This window comes from Diaphorobacter sp. JS3051 (assembly GCF_015832135.1).
In the GTDB taxonomy this organism is placed as follows: domain Bacteria; phylum Pseudomonadota; class Gammaproteobacteria; order Burkholderiales; family Burkholderiaceae_C; genus Diaphorobacter; species Diaphorobacter nitroreducens.
In genome coordinates this window covers 1,232,511-1,251,449 of sequence record NZ_CP065406.1, presented here as the reverse complement: position 1 = coordinate 1,251,449, position 18,939 = coordinate 1,232,511, and the positions used below count along the sequence as shown (strand labels likewise).

General features: G+C 53.6%; 20 protein-coding genes and 1 other RNA gene. 12 read left to right on the top strand and 9 right to left on the bottom strand.

Annotated elements, in window-relative coordinates:
• The first annotated feature begins 3 nt into the window (after positions 1-3).
• The 6 genes from ompA to I3K84_RS05885 all read left to right on the top strand — a co-directional run bounded on the left by ompA (position 4) and on the right by I3K84_RS05885 (position 4,779).
• Complete coding sequence (gene ompA, locus I3K84_RS05910; RefSeq protein ID WP_011805663.1) at positions 4-660, top strand: outer membrane protein OmpA; 657 nt, start codon at positions 4-6, stop codon at positions 658-660.
• Between the two features lie 79 nt (positions 661-739).
• A complete protein-coding gene (gene ubiG / locus I3K84_RS05905; protein WP_172206662.1) occupies positions 740-1,453 on the top strand; it encodes a bifunctional 2-polyprenyl-6-hydroxyphenol methylase/3-demethylubiquinol 3-O-methyltransferase UbiG in 714 nt (237 codons plus the stop codon).
• Positions 1,450-2,127: an HAD family hydrolase gene (locus tag I3K84_RS05900; protein WP_135149736.1), complete on the top strand. Its 678-nt coding sequence runs from the start codon at positions 1,450-1,452 to the stop codon at positions 2,125-2,127. Before ubiG ends, I3K84_RS05900 begins: the two co-directional genes overlap by 4 nt.
• Positions 2,128-2,140: 13 nt before the next feature.
• Positions 2,141-2,519: a transfer-messenger RNA gene (gene ssrA, locus I3K84_RS05895) on the top strand.
• A 92-nt stretch (positions 2,520-2,611) separates the two neighbouring features.
• Positions 2,612-4,279, top strand: coding sequence for a site-specific integrase (locus I3K84_RS05890; RefSeq protein ID WP_196995701.1), 1,668 nt, complete (start codon positions 2,612-2,614; stop codon positions 4,277-4,279).
• A 50-nt stretch (positions 4,280-4,329) separates the two neighbouring features.
• A complete protein-coding gene (locus I3K84_RS05885; protein ID WP_196995700.1) occupies positions 4,330-4,779 on the top strand; it encodes an H-NS family nucleoid-associated regulatory protein in 450 nt (149 codons plus the stop codon).
• 48 nt (positions 4,780-4,827) lie between these two features.
• On the opposite strand, the gene I3K84_RS05880 is transcribed toward I3K84_RS05885, so the two are convergent.
• On the bottom strand, positions 4,828-5,118 hold the full coding sequence (locus tag I3K84_RS05880; RefSeq protein WP_196995699.1) for a hypothetical protein: 291 nt from the start codon (positions 5,116-5,118) through the stop codon (positions 4,828-4,830).
• A gap of 356 nt (positions 5,119-5,474) precedes the next feature.
• Positions 5,475-5,762, bottom strand: coding sequence for a hypothetical protein (locus I3K84_RS05875; RefSeq protein ID WP_196995698.1), 288 nt, complete (start codon positions 5,760-5,762; stop codon positions 5,475-5,477).
• 281 nt (positions 5,763-6,043) lie between these two features.
• On the opposite strand from I3K84_RS05875, the gene I3K84_RS05870 reads away from it, so the two are divergent.
• Together I3K84_RS05870 and I3K84_RS05865 are read left to right on the top strand one after the other, a co-directional pair.
• Positions 6,044-7,441: a MobA/MobL family protein gene (locus tag I3K84_RS05870; RefSeq protein ID WP_196995697.1), complete on the top strand. Its 1,398-nt coding sequence runs from the start codon at positions 6,044-6,046 to the stop codon at positions 7,439-7,441.
• Between the two features lie 1,166 nt (positions 7,442-8,607).
• On the top strand, positions 8,608-9,453 hold the full coding sequence (locus I3K84_RS05865; RefSeq protein WP_196995696.1) for a hypothetical protein: 846 nt from the start codon (positions 8,608-8,610) through the stop codon (positions 9,451-9,453).
• Between the two features lie 3 nt (positions 9,454-9,456).
• On the opposite strand, the gene I3K84_RS05860 is transcribed toward I3K84_RS05865, so the two are convergent.
• From I3K84_RS05860 to I3K84_RS05850, 3 genes are all read right to left on the bottom strand, one after another.
• On the bottom strand, positions 9,457-9,876 hold the full coding sequence (locus I3K84_RS05860) for a hypothetical protein (protein ID WP_196995695.1): 420 nt from the start codon (positions 9,874-9,876) through the stop codon (positions 9,457-9,459).
• Entirely contained in the window at positions 9,869-11,251 is a 1,383-nt protein-coding gene (locus I3K84_RS05855; RefSeq protein ID WP_196995694.1) for a DUF805 domain-containing protein, read from the bottom strand. Before I3K84_RS05855 ends, I3K84_RS05860 begins: the two co-directional genes overlap by 8 nt.
• A 994-nt stretch (positions 11,252-12,245) precedes the next feature.
• On the bottom strand, positions 12,246-13,517 hold the full coding sequence (locus I3K84_RS05850) for a beta-ketoacyl-[acyl-carrier-protein] synthase II (protein ID WP_196995693.1): 1,272 nt from the start codon (positions 13,515-13,517) through the stop codon (positions 12,246-12,248).
• 106 nt (positions 13,518-13,623) lie between these two features.
• Between I3K84_RS05850 and I3K84_RS05845 the strand changes: the two genes are divergently transcribed.
• The 3 genes from I3K84_RS05845 (at position 13,624) to I3K84_RS05835 (ending at position 15,977) form a co-directional block, all read left to right on the top strand.
• The gene (locus I3K84_RS05845) at positions 13,624-14,205 is read left to right on the top strand and encodes a TetR/AcrR family transcriptional regulator (RefSeq protein ID WP_196995692.1); all 582 of its coding nucleotides are present in this window, start codon (positions 13,624-13,626) and stop codon (positions 14,203-14,205) included.
• A 171-nt stretch (positions 14,206-14,376) separates the two neighbouring features.
• Complete coding sequence (locus I3K84_RS05840) at positions 14,377-14,997, top strand: FMN-binding negative transcriptional regulator (RefSeq protein WP_196995691.1); 621 nt, start codon at positions 14,377-14,379, stop codon at positions 14,995-14,997.
• A 407-nt stretch (positions 14,998-15,404) separates the two neighbouring features.
• Positions 15,405-15,977, top strand: a complete 573-nt coding sequence (locus tag I3K84_RS05835) for a hypothetical protein (RefSeq protein ID WP_015913012.1) — start codon at positions 15,405-15,407, stop codon at positions 15,975-15,977.
• A 4-nt stretch (positions 15,978-15,981) separates the two neighbouring features.
• Here I3K84_RS05835 and I3K84_RS05830 read toward each other — a convergent pair whose 3' ends face one another.
• The 4 genes from I3K84_RS05830 to I3K84_RS05815 all read right to left on the bottom strand — a co-directional run bounded on the left by I3K84_RS05830 (position 15,982) and on the right by I3K84_RS05815 (position 17,918).
• A complete protein-coding gene (locus I3K84_RS05830) occupies positions 15,982-16,605 on the bottom strand; it encodes a DUF599 family protein (protein WP_196995690.1) in 624 nt (207 codons plus the stop codon).
• A 97-nt stretch (positions 16,606-16,702) separates the two neighbouring features.
• Complete coding sequence (locus I3K84_RS05825) at positions 16,703-17,125, bottom strand: YeeE/YedE family protein (protein ID WP_196995689.1); 423 nt, start codon at positions 17,123-17,125, stop codon at positions 16,703-16,705.
• 21 nt (positions 17,126-17,146) lie between these two features.
• Entirely contained in the window at positions 17,147-17,590 is a 444-nt protein-coding gene (locus I3K84_RS05820) for a YeeE/YedE family protein (RefSeq protein WP_011805641.1), read from the bottom strand.
• Positions 17,591-17,594: 4 nt separating this feature from the next.
• On the bottom strand, positions 17,595-17,918 hold the full coding sequence (locus I3K84_RS05815) for a metalloregulator ArsR/SmtB family transcription factor (protein ID WP_047349308.1): 324 nt from the start codon (positions 17,916-17,918) through the stop codon (positions 17,595-17,597).
• 107 nt (positions 17,919-18,025) lie between these two features.
• On the opposite strand from I3K84_RS05815, the gene I3K84_RS05810 reads away from it, so the two are divergent.
• Complete coding sequence (locus I3K84_RS05810) at positions 18,026-18,928, top strand: MBL fold metallo-hydrolase (protein ID WP_172206672.1); 903 nt, start codon at positions 18,026-18,028, stop codon at positions 18,926-18,928.
• The last annotated feature ends 11 nt before the right edge of the window (positions 18,929-18,939 follow it).

The window sequence follows — 18,939 nt, the reverse complement described above, 5'->3', positions numbered from 1 at the left end:
ACCATGAAGAAACTGAACAAAGTGGCGATGTTGTTGGCCTCTGCTGTGCTTGCTACCTCGGCTGTTGCTCAAGTGAAGGCGGCAGACGGCGGTAAGGTCATCGATAACTGGCAAAACGGCTCGGGCGAGCTGGTCTGGAAGAACGGCACGAATGAACTGTGCTGGCGCGACGCCAACTGGACCCCCGCAACCGCTGCTGAAGGTTGCGACGGCGCTCTGGTGAAGGCTGCTGCTCCTGCTCCCGCAGCTGCACCCGCTCCTGCAGCCGCAGCTCCTGCCGCTCCTGCCCCCGCACCTGCTATCGCTAGCAAGGTGACCTATGCAGCCGACGCTTTCTTCGACTTCGACAAGTCCGTCCTCAAGCCCGAAGGCAAGGCCAAGTTGGACGACCTGGTTTCCAAGGTCAAGGGCATCAACCTGGAAGTGATCATTGCCGTGGGTCACACCGACTCCATCGGTACCGACGCCTACAACCAGAAGCTGTCCGTGCGTCGCGCTGAAGCCGTGAAGGCTTACTTGGTGTCCAAGGGCATCGAAAAGAACCGCGTCTACACCGAAGGGAAGGGCGAAAAGCAGCCCGTGGCGGACAACAAGACCAAGGAAGGTCGCGCCAAGAACCGCCGTGTGGAAATCGAAGTGGTTGGTACCCGCGCCAACTGATCGATCCATCGGTCACAAAAAAGCCCCGGCAACGGGGCTTTTTTTATGCCTTGCTCGTTGCAGATGGGACAATGAAAACATGACTGTTTCTGTAAACGCCGATCCCGCTGAGTTGGCCAAGTTTTCGGAACTGGCCCATCGCTGGTGGGACCCCGACAGCGAATTCCGTCCGCTGCACCAAATCAATCCGTTGCGGCTGGATTGGATCAATCAACTCTCGCCTCTGGAAGGGCGCAAGGTTCTCGACGTGGGCTGCGGCGGGGGAATTCTGTCGGACTCCATGGCCCGCAAGGGGGCAGAGGTCACGGGGATCGACCTGGCGTCCAAGGCATTGCGCGTGGCGCGGCTTCATGCCCTGGAGGCGGAAACGCCGCGCGTACAGTACCGGGAGATCAGCGTCGAAGAGTTGGCAAACGAGTGTCCTGGGTCGTTCGACACGGTCACCTGCATGGAGATGCTGGAGCATGTGCCCGATCCCCAGTCGGTTGTGGCCGCATGCGCGCGCCTAGTCAAGCCAGGCGGATGGGTGTTCTTCTCTACGATCAACCGGAATGCGAAGTCCTTTGCGTTGGCGATCGTGGGGGCGGAATACCTGCTCAAGATGCTGCCCCAGGGAACGCACGAGTACGCCAAATTCATCCGCCCCAGTGAGCTGGCATCCGCATGCCGCCAGGCGGGCCTTGATGTGTTGCATACGCGCGGCATGCAGTACAACCCCGTAACCGGCCGCTATTGGCTGAGCGGGGACACCGATGTGAATTACCTGTTCGCTACCAGGCGGCCCACTGCATGAGCGAGTTGTCTTTCACGGCGGTGCGCGGGGTGTTGTTCGACCTAGATGGCACCTTGATCGACAGTGCGCCTGACCTGGGCTTTGCTGCGGACCAGTTGCGGTCCGTCCGCGGGCTCCCTTCGCTGCCGCTGGAGGCCTATCGCCCCCTGGCTGGCGCGGGCGCGAGGGGTATGTTGTCGGTGGCATTCGGTATCACGCCGGACCATCCGGACTTTCCCGGCTTGAGGGAAGAGTTTTTCACCAACTACGAGCAATGCATCCACGATCAAACGGCATTGTTTCCTGGCATCCAGGAATTGGTGGCTACTCTTGAGCATCGTCCGTTGAAATGGGGTGTGGTGACCAATAAAGTGGAGCGTTTTACCTCGCTCATCGCCCAGCGCGTGGCGCTTTTCGCCAACGCGGGGGCCATCGTCAGTGGAGACACCACTGCGTATTCCAAGCCTCACCCAGAGCCTTTGTGGGAGGCTGCACGGCGCCTGGGGCTGGAGCCGCACGAGTGCATTTACGTCGGTGACGACGAAAGAGATATTCAAGCAGGGCAAGCCGCAGGCATGAAAACCGTGGTGGCCATGTACGGCTATCTTGGCTCGGGCGCCTCCCCGAAGAGGTGGGGCGCGGATGCAGAGATTTATTCCCCCCTTGACCTCTTGAAATTGATGGGCCTGGACTAAAATAGTCATCCAAGGGGCTGTCCCGGTTTCGACGTGGGTTCGGAATCGGAGCGGTGCATGTCGAGCTTGAGTGACGCTCGTAAATCTCCATTCACTAAACTAACTGCAAACGACGAACGTTTCGCACTCGCCGCTTAAATACCGGTGAGCCTTGCAACAGTACGCTGATGGGCTGGGCAAGGGGGCCGCAAGGCCTCCCGGCTGCAAGGGAATTTACATCAGCTGGTGGCATGCCGGGCACCTTGGCATGGCACGAGATTCAAGGGTGCTGGCATCTTGCGTAGCGTGTGCCTGCGCGACGTGAGATGCAAGAATGAAAACAGAGCACTAAACATGTAGATCTGCCCGAAGAAGGCTTGCGGACGCGGGTTCAATTCCCGCCAGCTCCACCACTTTTCTAAGTCCTTGATTCTTAAGGACTTTTTGATAGGGGAAACGCTCACACTATGGGGTAACACCAAGGGTCACACTTTGGAGCCTCATAGTGCGTTCATCCGCCTACCTCGTACAGACCCGTAACGGCGTATATCACGCCCGGTTTGTTGTTCCTCAGCATCTTAGAAACCCTTCTGAGAGCAGGGAATTCAGGGTCTCAACCCTTACCAAAGACCCACGCGACGCCAAAGCGCGTTCGCGGCTTTTGCGTGTCCTGGTAGAACAAATCTGGGCGACTTCTCGGGTACTCTCTCGGTCATCACTTGTTGCATATTTACAAGCTCAGATGACGACCTTCCGAAAGCCTCAGCTCCCCATCCCCTTTAACGCGCACAAAGACGACAACGGGGAGTGGCGCTTCACAGACGTCAAACCCGAGGACGTGCCCGCTATCGACGACTTCCTAGAAGCCATGGATCGTCATGCAGCGCGTTCAGTGCCGCTATCTCAAATAGCGTTGAACACGACCCACGACGAAAAAATCAACGACCCCGGCAAGCTCGCGCCCGTGGCAAAAAAGCGGGTCACCCGGATGGCTGCGGAGTATTTGAAATACGAACAGCAAAGAGAGGTTGACCAAGAAATCGGGGTCAAGAAGGTTCCCCAGATTAGGACACGCCTGCGCCCCTTTCTTGATACCTATGGCACCCGCCACATTGGGAGCCTGACGCCTGCCGACATTGAGGCCTACCGCAAGATGTTGGTTTACTACCCCAAGAACGTCTATAAGCTTGCATCAGCAGCGGGATTGACCTTTGACCAGATTGTTCAGAAGTCAAAAAACAAAACTCTCTTGGACAATAAAGGGCAACCCGCCGAACGGATTTCGTCTTTAACGGTCGATGGCTATATGATGACCGTATCGAATTTCTTGGAGTATTGTAAAAAGCAATTTGCTATCAACCCAACCGTAATGGAAGGGTTTGCGAATAAAGTGGGCAAGGCAAAGGAAGGCATCAAGCGCAGAGCCTTCAACAAAGATGAAATGCAAAAAATCTTTGAGTCCGCCTATTATTCGGAGGCTGCCTATAACTGTGCCTATCAATATTGGGTGCCACACCTTGGCGCATTTACAGGCGCACGGGTCAATGAAATTTCCCAACTTACCCCGGATGATGTTGACCAGGATAAGGATGGAATTTGGTTTATCAAAATTACAGCCTCTGATGAAGATGATGACAAGTCAATTAAGAATGAGGAATCCCGCCGCATCATTCCAGTTCATCAAAAACTGATTGACCTGGGCTTTATTGACTATATAAAATCTCAAAAGGAAGCTAAGGCGACAAACCTTTTTGATATCAATAAAGCAAAAGCCGATAAGTTTGGGAAAGTGCCTTCTGAGTGGTTCAATCAAAAATATCTAAGAAAATATATCGGCATCGAAGATAAGTCAGTCGTTTTTCATTCATTCAGACATAGATTTATTACGTCGTTGGCACAATCAATTATTGATGGTTCTGGTTTGTCAGAGGATGCCGTCCTCAAGGAGAGAATTCCAGAGGCATTGGTTTTAAGGCGCATTGTAGGTCATTCAGTTGCACATAGCATCACCGCAGGCCGAGGGCTATATGATGCCCATACAGACACCTACACCGGAGAATTTTCAATCGCTAGTATGAAAAGAGTCATTGATAAGCTAAATTACGAGGGTGTGACCTTCTTTAAATTTCAGCCTATTGAGGCAGGCAAAAGACGGCGAGTTATGTTGAAGTAAGGCGCTCAATTCGATTGGGCTTATTTTTTACTAATGAGAGGATGGGGATAATGGCTTACACGTTTGAAGAGATTAAGAAGCTTGAACAAAAAGCCGCCGAGGCTGCTCAGAAGCTTGAAGAGGCGCGGAACGAATTTAAGAGCGTTAGCGTTGTAAAGGTAAAGGAAGAAATCAAGCTTTTTGGACTGTCTCCTCTCGAACTATTTACAAGGCAAGAAATTGAATCCGCTCTTGAACGTGCCCCTAAAAAGCAGTCACCAGAAAAAACCAAAGACGATGACGCTAAGCCGCGTGTAAACGTCGTTATTTTCCGCGACCCTGCTAGCGGTACCGAGTGGAATGGCAAAGGCCCAATGATTCCGAAATGGCTTGTGGCGTTGAAGCAAGAAGGGAAGCTTTACAAAGATTTTTTGGTCGAGGGTACAAAGTGGAACGGTAAGCCGGAGAAGGCTCCACACTGGGTTAAAGCACTTCAAGAAGAGGGTGTCTCGCTCAGTTGATGTTCGAAAATTAAAAAAGGGGCTTAGGCCCCTTTTTTGTTTGGCAAATCAAAAATTCTTATCTGCCGATTCAACCTTGCCGCCGCAAATTTTTACGGATATGGTTTTTCCGCTTAAATTTCCATGCCCTCGATATTGCCAGAGTTCTCGCCATCCCTCATTTCCACTATTACATCTTGTGTATTCCTGGCGATGACGAACGTCTGGCGCTCCGGCAATCATCATGACCTCTGATGCATCTTTTCCTCGTGTGATGTTCCAATACTGATTTTGGTCAATCGCCATCGCGGCGGTGGCTGATAAAGCGAGTGTGACTATTAAATATTTAATTGCTTTCATTTGTTTTCCTTGGTTTGTTATATGGCTTTGTGTTTTCTACTTTCGCTTGAAAAAGTCATCTAAGCTTTGGTTGTAATCCTCTATGCCTAAGTCTTTCTTTGCTCTTGTGGATGTGTAGGGCAATAATCCGGGGGCATTGCATTGGGTGCAAACCTTTTGGCGTGTTGTGTGTCTCCATATTGTATATATAAGCCCTGGGAAAAATAAAAATAGGTATAGAACGATTTCGATGAGTAAATGCCCCTTTGTATGGGTTTTGCCGTAGGTGAAGCAATTGCATTCTTGGCAATAGAGCGGAGGCTTTTTGCCTTTTGGTATCGTATTAAATTTTCCTGTCAATTGTCCATTGTCATTCTTCATAGAGCCTCCGGTTCCTTAGGTGCTTCCGTTTCAAAATTTAGAAGTACCTTTAACAGCTCTTTATCCTTTTCATCTGCGCACTCGACAAGCTTAATAAGTGCCTTTCTTGCGTAGACTTCTTTTTTGCTCTGGCTAATAAGTAGAGAGCCTATAACAATCTTTCGCTTGTCTATAAGCTTCCTGTTTTGCTTTGCTGCGAGTTTTTTCAGGTCCTTAGCCTGCTCCTTGATTTCTTCTGCTCTCTTTTCAAGTCTCTCTATACGCTCAGTGTAACTAATACTCATAATTCAACTCCTTATATCAAATATACAGATTTAGAGTTGAATATCAAATATTATCAAATTCTAGAAAAGTTCTGATAATATGAATTTATGAGTAAAACTGGTATATATGAATGGTTAGATAGCATAGCCCCCTGCAAGGGCTCATTTACGCAAACTAAAGTTTGCCCATTCGGCATGGGCTACGCCCCTGCACCCCGATGCTTCGCATCCTTGCGTGTATTAGTTTTTAGCTTTCGTGAACCGTCTGGCGACGATTCACATATACCAGGGGGATGCGTCTAATGGCTGCGCTTGCCACATGGTTCACCCCCGTTTTAAGCGTTTTGTCTCGCTCTGACGGTAAAAGCGCCGTCGCCGCTGCGGCCTATCGTGCTTGTACAAGACTTCACGATGCCCTTTATAAAAAGGTGCATGACTACACCCGTAAAGGTGGCCATGTGCTTTCCAAGATATTCGGTGACCACAATTTCAGTATTGAAGAATTGTGGAACGCTGCGGAAGCTGCTGACACTCGGAAAAATTCAAGAACGGCAAGAGAGCTTATGGTTCCGCTTTATTTCGAGTGGACTGATGAACAGCGCGTGAAATATTGTGACGACCTTATAGCCATGCTTAAAAAGTCGTATGGCGTTGCGGGTGTCTATTCCATCCACAAACCGCACGATGGGCGGAACTATCACGTTCACATTCTTTTTACGACTCGGGAGGTTGTCGCAGGTGAATTTTTGAACAAAACAAGAGTTCTAGACGAAGGAAAGAAGAATGGGGAAATTTCAAAGCTACGCGAGAGAGTGGCAGAAATCACTAACACGCATTCGAAGTTAAATGGTTCAGACTTCTATGTGACGGGCGGAACGTTTGCCGAACATATTGAAAATCATATCCCTACTGTAAATATTCCTATCAATGCATCCAAGGAACACCGAAACGATTTAGAAGACGATAACGAAAAAATTAGAAAGGCAAGAAGCCAAGTCTCAAAGATGCAGGAAGAATATGAGACAGTTCAAAAGGCGATAGCGGCACTAAAAGAAGTCAAAGCAGAGATGGATGCAGCGGTATTAATTGATGTACCAGCCCCGCAAGAATTGCCGCCGCACATTGTTCAAACTTCAAAGTCCAGAGTCTCGCAAGAGCAACCAGAAGACTTTGACCAGCGGAAGAAGGCGGAAGCGGCTGAGCGTAGGCTCAATTTTCTGAATGAGGCGTATCGGGTGCGCGATGGATATAACCTAGTTGTCAAAAGCCGTAAAGACGCAGAGACCACTAAGAAGAATATGAATGCACTTAAAAATGAAATTGAAAGCATCAGAGCAATGGAGCCGACAATTTTCGAAAGTGTCTATCACAAGATGCACGACTTGATATCTAAATTCGGCTTAAATTCCGTTGCACCTATTGACACAATTGCAGAGCGAAAGAATGAAATTCAGCGTCTCAGCAAAAGCTGGCACGAGAAAAAGAAAGAGCTAGACCGCTTAGCAACTCTTACCAATGACAAAGAGAATATGAAAATGTTCTATGCCTGGCAGATGGATGAGAGGTATAAAAACGCAATTGTTGAATCTACTGCCCAGATTCCAAAATTTAACCCAGGTAACAATATTGTTGCAAATAAGCAACAGTTGGATTATTCAGACCATCCATATTACATAGCGGATGAACCTAAGCCGTACTAATATTAAAGAAGACTGATTAAAAGTTTGCCCGCGACTCCTCGAAAGAAATGGCGGCACCTTGGTATAAAACAGATAATCAAGTTAAATATTGAGGATGCAAAAAATGCCAATACTTAGATTAAAGGAGTTTCACTACTCTGATTTATGTTATGACTATGATTTCTTATTCACCACAAAAGAGGCGGCCTCCCTCAATATACGTTTGTCGGGTAGGCCCGTTGCTTTTAGGTGGGAAGAAAATGCCAAGGGGAACCCTGTGCGCCGGGGGCTTTATGTTGGGTCACCTACCTGCCCTAATCACATTAAATATGCTATTAAAGTAGCCAATCGCAATTTGCGTGACCATCGGTTAGGAGAACTTGCGCGCTTTTCGGAGCGTCTGCTCTCTGAATCCCGACAGGGATGGATTGACACGGAGTATCACGAGCAACGAAGCGACTTCAACCCCGACCTTTATGGAATTGAATACGAAATTAATCCTTGGCGTTTAAAACATTACGGCTTACTAAGACCCCACCCTTTGACTGTTCGCCGTATGCTACACCAGTGGTAGCCAGTGGGGATTGATAACGGCCAGAAACAGAATCTTGGGAAGAATAGGAATACTCCGACAAAAGTATCAACCTGATATCAGGCGTCTAAGATTGGTGCCTTAAACTTGCTTTATTGGGCAACTGATGATATTTTGATTGCACAAAGAAAAAGCCCGCACAAGGCGGGCTTTTATATCGCATCTGTTTCAGACCGGGCTGCGATATGGGGCAACAATCAAATGATACTAAATATTCATTCATTGTCAAGTAAACAACAGGTCGGCATGAAAGCCGACAATGTCAAACGCTAAATTAAAGGCGCTTAAAAGCCCTAACCGTGGGTCTATACGCGTAACCATAGCATCACGCCTCATGGCGGGCTTTTACGACCAAAATAAGCGGAATCTCAAAGGCTCTTCGGTCATCGGGTGCGGAAGGTGGAAAGCCTACGGACGAGATTCAACCACCGCAGAAATCAAGGTGGATGAGCACGGCGCCAGGATGGACGGCCATTTCAAATGTAGGAATGTGTGGACGTGTGACCATTGCGCCCGCGATAGAGTAGCCCAGGCACGTTCATGGATAAGAGCGGCACTCATACCTGCCTTAGAAGCCCACCACCTAAGCGCAGCCATGATGACTTTTACCATGTCACATAGCTACGAGGGCGATTGGACTGAATCAATCAATAGGCTGCACGATGCCTATAAGCTCTTCGATAAAAATATGTCACGCCGCTATAAAGCAATAGGAAGCATAGGCAAACTTAAAAGCCTGGAAGCACCCATAGGAAACAACGGCATTCATGGGCATTTGCATGTTCTTTTAACCTATGCCTCAGGCGTAGATATGTCCGCCTTTGAAGTGGCTGCTCGCCTGGAATGGGAGAGGGCCGTCAAGCAGGTAGGAGGGCATTGCAATGAACGAGGCTTTGACCTGAAATTAGACGCTATGGCGGATTATTTGGCTAAGCATGACTTAGCCCATGAAATGTCAAGCCACGACACCAAGCAAGCCCGCAAAAAGGGTTTGTCATTGGTTCAGCTATTAGACCGAGCAGCACGAGGCGATAAAAAATCATCCGCCGAATGGCTCAGAGCTATTGAAGCCTTGCAAGGCCGTAGGCGCTTCCATGCTGGTGATATTGCTTCAAAGCTGGGTATCCCTACATGTTCGGAATGGGAGGATGAAGAGCATCAAAGCGAGCTTATAGAGCACAACGCCAACGCCCCCGAGCCGGTAAAAATTACCTATTCACTTCGTGACCACCTTAGGGCGACCGCTATTGACCATCCAAGGTTTGGATTGGCGCTTATATTGCGTGCGGCAAGGGGCGGAGACGCTGAGAAGGTCTGGTCTATCGTCAATAAGCTTTGCGATGAATATGACGCATTTAGGCAGAGCCAAGCAATAACGCCTGAGCAGCAGATAGAAGAAAGACTATTTGCAGAGGTGGGTAAAGATATTTGCTTTGATTGATATTTATCGAATTGCTCTGTGTGCTGCTTGTTTCAGTGCTTCGGCGAAATTGTAGAGAAAGCCTAAATTTATTGTGTTTAAATTTCCTGAAAGCTCATAGATATACCTCCAATCTTTAAAGGCGTTTGCTATATCTGAGAGTTTTTTGTCAAATGTATCGTCGCTAAGTATTTCTTTGATTTCTTTCTGGTGCGCTTCGTCCAGCATTTTGAAATATTTTTCTAATGAATGATCTCTCCCCCATTTTGTCTTTGATGGTAGAAATGATTTAATATAAATTTCGCATGCAAATGATATTAAAACTATAGATGGAACAGTTGATGGCGGAAGGATTCCATTTTTTATTGGTAGAGGTAGTATAGTTTGTGCTGAGTTAAAAAATGAGTCAGCATGAAAAATCATTTGTTCAGATTTTTCATTCATTGAACTTCCCTAGTTTCCTTAAAAATTCTTGTGATGACGTTTTTATGTAGTCGCTATAATCTGCCGAGCTCACCGTTTGAGAGGCTTTTTTGAAATATTTGGCTGCTTTTGCGTCATTTTTAAATGTGCCAAATCCATAATAATACATGAGCCCTATATTGAAGTAGTCGTCTATTAGTGCGGTTGAGCTCTTCTCTTCGGTGGCATCAATTTTTCTTTTTACTAGTTCAAATGATTTCCTGAGATTTTTCTCGACACCAAGCCCATAATAATAATGTCCCGCTAAAATGCTTTCATCATTTATTAGTTCACTATGCTTTTTTAGATACTCAAATGATTTTTCATCGTTCGCTGGTATGTCTTTGCCTGAACTATATATTTCGGATATTTTGATGTAGGATTTTGCTTGTTCGTAATATGAAATTGCTTTATTTATGTCTTTCTCGACGCTGTATCCGCATTCATAAAGCTTTCCCATTTGGTTTAAATCGAATGAGTGCCACTTTGCCTTTTTTTCTATTCTGTCATTCATGATTTCATGGGCTTTTTTGAAGTCTTTCTTGTCGCTATATAAATAGTATTCAACAAGCTGTGCGTGGTCGTTGATGTTGTTGTTTTCTTTAATCCGATTGGTAATGTCTTCAAGGGTTACTTCTTTTGGAAATGCTGTGCCAGTGCATTCCATTTTTGCGTAGCTGCTTTTAAATGAAAACGGCAATGGATTGATGTCTGCCGAATGAGCATCGTTTTGAGCAATGCTTTGCGTTAGCGTTGCAATGAATGCAGTTGAGATTAAAGCTATTACTATGAGTGCCGTTATTAGGTTTGCCGTGATTTTTTTAGCACTCTCAGATTTGTTTTTTTCATCTGCTTTTTGATTCTCAATTTCTTTTAACTCTTCCATTCTTAGTTGAATATATTTTATTTTTGTTTTTGTATCGTCTCCTTTTGATAGCTGATAGGCCTTTAACCAAAGGCCTTTATTTCGTGTGTCTGAATCAATTTCGTCGGAAATTAGTGCATATGCTTTTTTCTCATCTAATTTTGCATGACCTGTTACGCCTTTTTTGAAAATTAGAAAAGTGGCGTATAAAAAATTGACGATTGGCAGCAGGAAGAGAATATTCCAGAACGGTGATATGCCTATATCTCGGGTTCTGGAAATTGCTGCAATAATTTGAATGTATATTGTTGTTGCAATCAGTGCAAAAATAGGAGCTAGCTTGAATGGCGTTAAATATTCTGGATATAATTGTATTAGGAAATAAATGAAGCCTATAAAAATCAAGGCTATTAGGTATGTCCCTATTATCGTGCCAATATATCTTTTCCTTGATATATTGAAGTTCGGGTCCAGGTAACTAATTTGCATCATTGTTTCGCTCCGTTAGGATTTTTAGTCTAGCATTCTGTGGTATGGCTGGATGCGGAATTGAACCCGAGTCCGCAACTTTGTCCCCGGCAAGGTGGATTGACAGGGGTCACACTGCGGGTCACACTCTGGGGGCACACTTTTCAACCTCCCTCGGTGTACCGGACATAGTGGAGCTTTGTAGTGTTTCGTCTAAGTCCTTGATTTATAAGGACTTTGGCGGATTTGGTGTGACACTCTTCTGAGTCCCGCCAGCTCCACCACTCAAGAAACCGCCACACTCTGGAGAACCCAGGATGTGGCGGTTTTTTCTTGCCCTTTGGGGTACTGAGGTGTCCTGAAATTCGCACCGATTTCGCACCGAAATCGCACGGATCATTTGCTTCCCACAATGCGCAATTCCGGCTTGGGCTTCTGGTAGTCATCCCGGATGAACTTCCCGTAAGTCCGAAAGACCATCTCCACGTCCTCGTGGCCAAGTTGGTCGGCAACATACCAGGGGTTGTGGCCGTCCGTCAGAAGGGTGGAGGCGTAGGTGTGCCGTACCTGGTACGGATTTGCGGTAGTCCACGCCAGAGCGGGTGCAGACTGCCAGCCAGAAGGTTTTGCGGATCTGGGCGCCCGTCGTCCAGGGCTGGCTATCGCGTGGGTTGAGCCAGATCCGCACGCCTTGGCCTCGGACAGGGACCGCTGGGCCTGCAGGGCGGCGCATGCTCGCGGGTTTTTTTTGCGCAATGTGCGGGAAGTCTTTGGGACGTGCCCTTGAGTCCTCAGGCAGTGCATCAGATCGCTTGTCGCGCTGCAAGCGCAAAAAAGGCCGCGAAGAGCGGCCCGGTAACGCTTCAAGCCACTGGGTTCAGCGTGCCAGCCCAGGCTTTGGTGATTCAGTGCAATCGTTGCTCGCGGGGACGGAGAGGCACTTACCCAACGTGCTGCAAAACCTCATAGACGTGGCATGTGTGATGTTGTCTATTGAGGCTTCTGGTCAAGATATGGGTCAGGCTGTAAATCTCTTCAGAACCAGAGACGCATTCACACCGCCAAAACCAAATCCGTTGAGCATGGCGTGCTCTATGGCATGGGCACGCGCACTCCCAGCGATTAGATCCAGGCCGTCGGCCAATGGATCTGGATGTTCTAGGTTGAGCACAGATGGCGCCATTTGGTCGCGCAATGCCAATACGGTAAAGATCGCAGCGGCGCCGCCAGCGGCTCCCAGCATGTGACCCACGGCGGATTTGGTGGCTGTGATGGATGGGCCAGAGCAGGCTCCAAACACTTGTCGAATGGCTGCCAACTCGCCTCGGTCGCCCACGAGAGTGGAGGTCGCGTGCGCATTCAGGTGTTGAATATCCCAAGGCTGCAGCTGTGCCTGGCGCAACGCGGCGCGCATTGATCGTGCGGCGCCAGAGCCATCCTCCGGCCCGGAGGTAACATGGTATGCATCAGCGGAGGTGCCGTAGCCCACGATCTCGGCCAGCGGCGTGGCACCACGCGCCAATGCATGATCCAGGACCTCCAGCACCAACAGGCCCGCACCCTCGGCCATGACAAAGCCGTTCCGAGCCAGGTCAAAGGGGCGCGAAGCCTTTGCGGGATCGCCGTCACTGTAGGTCGTTACTGCTTTCGCGGCGGCAAAGCTGCCCAGCGCAACCCGGTCAATGGTGGCTTCGCTGCCGCCGCAGAGCGCCATATCCGCTTCGTCATTGCGGATCAGCCGTGCTGCATCGCCAATGGCTTGAATGCTGGCCGCACAGGCCGTCACCGGAGCACCCAACGGACCCTTGAGCCGGTGCCGGATCGACACCTGTCCGGCCGCCAAATTGGCCAGGAAAGCGGGTACGGTGAAAGGCGACAAGCGCTGCGGCCCCTTGCCATCCGTCGTGCGCACCGCTTCTGCGATGGTGCTAAAGCCGCCCACGCCGGAGCCGATGATGGTCGCCGCACGCTCTTGCTGCTCAACGCTTGGATGGGTCCACCGTGCGTGTGCCAGAGCTTGGTCTGCCGCGCCCAACGCAAAGGCGATGAAGCGGTCCATGCGACGTAGCTCCTTCGCCGAGACGACAGCTTCGGCGTTCCACCCGGCTTGCGGATCCTCTTCCTGGCTTGGCACCCGTCCAGCGATGGAGACACCCGTGCCTTCACCCACGGCTGCATCCAGGGTGCGGATCCCAGACTGGCCAGCCAGCAGGCGTTGCCAGGCCACTTCCACATTGCACCCCAAAGGAGATACCAAGCCCAAGCCAGTGATGACGACCCGACGATCCATGCTGCACCTTCCACTGTGAAATCCAGCTCCTGCGAAGCGTTGAGCGTGATTTATTGATGATCGTTGTCATCATAAGTGAGTTTTGATGATGGGTATCATCTAATGCATGAAAGTGAGCAAAGCACAGGCCGCCGAGAATCGCGAAGGAATCGTGGAAGCCGCTGCGCGCCTTTATCGGGAAAAGGGCCTGGATGGCGTGGGCGTGGCCGAGATCACACGCGATGCAGGCTTGACGCACGGCGGGCTGTACCGACACTTTGAGTCCAAGGATGCGCTCGCGCGCGAGGCGTGCCTGCGTGCATTTGAGTGGACGATCACGCCGCTAGACGGATGGGAGCCTCGGGAGGCGGAAGGTGCGCCTGAAACCAGACTCCGTGCGCTGGTGCATGGCTACCTTTCTGTGAACCACCGCGATCACCCTGGAGAGGGTTGCCCTGCTGCGGCATTGGCAGCGGATGCTGCAAGAGCGGGGCCTGAGATGTCAAAGGTTTTTGCGCAGGGGGTGGAGCGCAACATCCAGCGCTTTATGAGCGTGCTCCCGGGTAATGACGGGGCCAAGCGTGCCCGGACTATCGCGACCCTCAGCAGCATGGTTGGGGCATTGGTTCTCGCCCGCGCCACGGCGGCAGGCGACCCGGCGCTGTCTGAAGAAATATTGGCAACCTTGCGGGAGCAGCTAGCCCCGTAGTCGCTGGATTTGGACAGGCGCTCGCACATTTGAAGCGCCCATCACGTTAGTGCTGACGATGAGGCTGCTAGCCTTAGGGGGCCTGTCCATCCTTTGCGCAGCGGGTTTGGATAGGCGCCAAACGGGCGCCTGGCTGAAAGGCTTCCGGCAACTTTTTCCACCACGCGCTTTATGTACCTACCTGCACAATTCGCCGAGTCCCGGATTGGGGAGCTTCACCGCATCGTCCGCGAGAACGCGCTGGGCATGCTGGTGACACACACTCCCGCCAGTTTGGAGGCCAACCACCTTCCATTTTTTCTGGATGGCGACATGCTGCTGGCGCATGTGGCGCGTGGCAATCCCATCTGGCGCGAGGTACGCGACGGCGATCAAGTGCTTGTCGTCTTCCGCGGCGTCGAAGGTTATATCTCTCCCAACTGGTATCCTGGTAAACAGGAGACTCATCGGCGCGTGCCTACCTGGAACTACGAGGTTGTCCATGCCCACGGAACGATTCATGTCCGCGACGATGTGAAATTCGTTCGCAGGGTGGTCGCCTTGCTAACGCGCCAGCATGAGGCGGGGCAGGCACAGCCGTGGAAGATGGGCGATGCGCCCACAGACTACCTGGATGAGCAACTGCGGCATATCGTGGGCATCGAGATCCGTCTCGGGCGACTGGAAGGAAAGCGCAAGCTGAACCAGCACCACGGCGAGCAAGACCGCGAGGGCGCGATTCAAGGACTGGAGTCCCGCGGCAACCATGGGCTCGCCAAAGCCATGAGGGACGCGACGTCCCCCACATCGTGACCCGCAACTCCTTGGCCGGCCGGCTTGCGGCCATGCGCGGAGCGGGGTGGCGGGCCTCAGTGCGTTGCCTGCCAGGTGATGCGCTATCCAGCAAACGATCCAGGCCCTGACAGCAAGGTGGGCACTGGTGGTAAGCCCGGCCATGGTGGCTGCCGTGCAATCCGTCGGCGGACCTGCTGGGGCGGTAATGCCCGGCAGTGCGGTGGCGGATCGCCTCCTGCGCGCCTCGGTGAAAGCCGCGCGCCGCATCGCGTGCCGTCGCGTTGGTGCAGAGCGTGCAATGGCGACGCCGGAGCCGGTCGGCACGGATGCCTTATTCCGCGAGCGGGCCCATGAAGGATCCCGAGGGTTGCCGCATCTCGCCCGCGGGCATGGCACCATGCGGTTTTCTATGTGGGAGTGAATCCATGAAATTCTGGCGGGCGGGTGCGTTTGGAGCGTTGGTGTTGGCGGGCTGTGCCAGCCAGCAAACGCTGGTGCCGCAGATTCAGCAAGGCGAATCTGAAGGGAAAAAGACCGTGACGGTGGCGCCCGCGAGTGCCGCGTGCTCCCGGCCCCAGTGCCCCGTGCTGGCGGCGGCGTGGAGCGCGGCGAAGCCGGCGCAGGCGGTGCTCACCGTGGGCCTGCCCCATCAGGCGGCGGAGGTCACGGGCGCGGACTTCCATTTGGGGGGCGGGCAGGCGGTGCGCGTGCGGTCGCGTTCGCGCGCCGAGGCCGCTGCGCTGGGCTACCCCGCCACGGCGTTCGATGTGCCCTTGCGGCTGGTGGACCAGATCGCCTATACGCCGCGTAGCTGGGTGCGGGTTCACACCGCCGATGGGCGCAGCGTGGATGAGACGCTCAACAGCGGTGAGGAGCGCAGCAAGGCCGTCGAGGCGATGAGCTACTTTGTCACTGCCGTGGAGTCCGCCAGCGGCCAGGTGGCCAACCCCGACAGCTCTCGCGGCGGCTTGATGGACCGCCTGGGCGGCGGCAAATAGGGCATCAGCGGTCCACGTCCAGCCAGCCCCACATCGACACGAACAGCGCCACCGCAGTGGCGGCGCCCAGCAGGCTGTGGATGTAGAACAGCGCCAGCGGCACCGCCCAGATCATGAGGCGCAGCGACTGGCTGTAGTACAGGCCCGCGCGCATCAGACTGCGCTCGCCCAGGGACTGCCATGACCGGCGCGCCGCGGACTCCACCGGCATGCCCGCCACGAAGCCAGCGTGGTGGTAGTTGCGCGCCGCCAGCATCGAGGTCAGAAATGCCAGTGCCAGCAGCACCAGCACGGCGAACGCGTTCCAGAAGGCCAACCCCTGGTCGGTGCCCAACGGTGGAAAACCGTGGTGCCACCACTGCGACGGCCAGTGGCCCTGGGTGAGCGTGAGCCCGCCCATGAAGGCCAGAGTGGCGGTGGTCGCCGTCATGGTGCAGGACATGAGCGAGTTGCGTAGCGTCTGGACCCCCAGCACTTCGGTGCCCTTGTGCTGCGCAATGGCCGCAAACCATTCCTGCCGCAACCGTGTATGGGCGCGTGTGGCGGAAGGTGCCCACACCGAGTGCCGCACAAGGTACAGCAACGGCAGTGCGGCGGTGAGGAGAAACAGCAGGGAGTCCACGTGCATCGCTATGAATTAAGGAGCCTATAGCGCTTGTTGGTATTGGTCTTCAATGCGTTATTGCAATGAATTCAGCCAATGACAAGCGCTGCCAGCTATTTTTTCAGGAGCGCGTGCGGCGATCCCAGAAGTGTTGCAGCTGCATCCCCGCCAGCATGGCGGCCACGAACAGCCAGACCTCGCCGCGCAGCGTCCCCAGGTTCATCACGGCCGGGCCGGGGCAGAACCCCGCCAGGCCCCAGCCAATGCCGAACAGCGCCGCGCCGGTCAGCAGGCGTTTGTCCACCGCGGTGGAGGAGGGCAGCTGCATGGGGTCTCCCAGCAGCGAGGTCTTGCGCTTGCGGGCCCAGGTGAACGCCACCAGGCCCACAAGAATGGCGCCCCCCATGACGAAGGCGAGCGAAGGGTCCCATGCGCCGAAGAAGTCCAGGAAGTTCTGTACTTTTGCGGGATTGCCCATGCCCGACAGGATCAGGCCCAGTCCGAAGACCAGGCCGGCAATCAGTGATGCGATGGCAGAAGCCATGGTGTTTCTCCTTGAGATGGGTCAGGCCAGCACGTGACGCACCACGAACACCGTGGCGGCGCCGGCACCGATGAAGGTCAGGGTGGCGGCCAGGGAGCGCAGCGACAGGCGCGAAAGTCCGCACACGCCGTGCCCACTGGTACAGCCCGATCCCAGCCGGGTGCCAAAGCCGACCAGCAGGCCGGCCAGCACGATGACCAGCGGGTTGCTGGGCATCTCCATGGGGGGCAGGGGGGCGATGAGCTGCCAGACCAATGGCGCCGCCACCATGCCGATCACGAAGGCCGCACGCCAGCCCCAGTTGGCAACGCTGGCCCAGCTGCTGCGCTGCAGCAGCGCGCCCACGATGCCGCTGATGCCGGCGATGCGCCCCAGCAGCACGATCAGCAGCGCCGCGGCCAGGCCGATCAGCATGCCGCCGGCCAGCGATGACCAGGGGGTGAACGAATTCCAGAGGATGGTCATGGGATCAAGCTCCTTGCTTGCAGAAAAGGCGATGGATGGCCTGCATCAGCTGCAGTGCGCGGTCGTCCGCCAGTTGGTACCAGATGAATTTGCCTTCACGGCGGGTTTGCACCAGCCCGTCGCGGCGCAATACGCCCAACTGCTGTGACAGCGTGGGCTGGCCGATGCCGGTGAGCTGCTCCAGCTCGCCCACGGTGCGCTCGCCTTCGGTCAGCTGGCACAGCAGCATGAGCCGGTCTTCGTTGCCCAGCAGCTTGAGCATGGTCACGGCTTCGCCCGCATGGGCGCGCATGGCGGGCAGGTCCAGGGTCGTGGCGTCGTCAATCATGATGGAGGTGCAAAACAATATGTTTTCATATAATATATCAAAAAATAAATTGTTGTTGGCTGGTGGTGCTGCTTCGGCACTTCCGTCTTCATTGCGAAAGGACCTTCATGCCCCACGCCTCCATGCATATCGAGCCCTTCTTCGACCCCGTGACGGGCACCGTGAGCTATGTGCTCGCAGACACCGACGCCGGCCAAGCGGCCGTGATCGACCCCGTGCTGGATTTCGAGCCGAAGTCCGGCACGCTGACCAGCGCCTCATCGGACCGCATCATTGAATACGTGCGCCGCCAGGGCTGGCAGGTGCAGTGGATCCTGGAAACCCACGCACACGCCGACCATCTCTCGGGCGCGCAGCACATACGCCACCACCTCGGCGGCAAGGTCGCCATCGGCGCGCACATCCGCGCGGTGCAGCAGCTCTTTCGCAGCGTGTTCCATTTCGAGCGCAGCTTCCTGCCCGACGGCAGCCAGTTCGACCACCTGTTCGAGGTCGGCGAGACCTTCCATGTTGGCGGCCTGGAGCTGACGGCGCTGCATGTGCCGGGCCACACGCCTGCCGACATGGCCTACCGCGTGGGCGACGACGTGTTCGTGGGCGACACGCTGTTCATGCCCGACGTGGGTACGGCCCGCGCGGACTTCCCGGGCGGTGACGCCGCCACGCTGTACCGCTCCATCCAGCGCCTGCTGGCGCTGCCCGCGCACACCCGACTGCACATGTGCCACGACTATCCGCCCGAGAACCGCGCACCCGCCTGGGTCAGCACCGTGGCAGAGCAACGCAGCGGCAACATCCATGTGCACGAGGGCGTGACCGAGGCCGCGTTCGTGCAGATGCGCACCGCGCGGGACGCCACACTGGCGATGCCCACGCTCATCCTGCCTTCGGTGCAGGTCAATGTGCGCGCCGGCAAGCTGCCGCCCGCGCAGGACGACGGGCGTACCTATATCCAGCTGCCCATCAATGCGTTCCTGAAAGGGGCTGGCGCGCCGCAGGGCATGTCGTGATGCCGGCGGCG